This window comes from Dietzia sp. IBK-p2-16D (assembly GCF_057773085.1).
Map to the genome: position 1 here is coordinate 1 of NZ_JBYMTL010000068.1, position 443 is coordinate 443.

The 443-nt window shown below is 43.8% G+C and carries 1 protein-coding gene; it reads right to left on the reverse strand.

Annotated features, from left to right (window positions below; all coding sequences use genetic code 11):
• Nucleotides 1–295, reverse strand: a 295-nt coding sequence (locus AC3DE3_RS17395) for a hypothetical protein (protein ID WP_488370872.1), incomplete at its 3' end; no start/stop codon positions are given.
• Nucleotides 296–443 lie beyond the last annotated feature (148 nt).

Consider the following 443-nt stretch of genomic DNA (forward strand, 5'->3'; position numbering starts at 1 on the left):
TTTCGGCAAGTATTCCGCCGTTTACCTCATCGACAAACTTTTGAAAATCAAAATCCGTCCACTGTTGATCTGTCAATACCTCTGCCCGCCTCATTATATTGCACCATCCACCAGGGATGGACCACAATACCGGACATAACTCAGGCCATCCTGTTTTAGAGAATTTACGCTCCTGGCAATTGGCTAACAAGCCTTGCAAAAATAACTCCCATCCATTGCACAGGTGAGGGATTTTGACCGCTATGCTCCCGACCAGCAACGTAATTCGCGTAGTTCCTTTTGTGATTATTTTCATGGCAACTCAAAAAAATAAGCCGTATCATCAACCAAGATGATACGGCTTGCAAAGTTCAAAACCAGAATTACACACCATAGGCTTTTTTCATCAACGTCGCTGTGAATCTATTAGCCAAAACTGCTGGGGGAATTAGCCTCAATTCGTC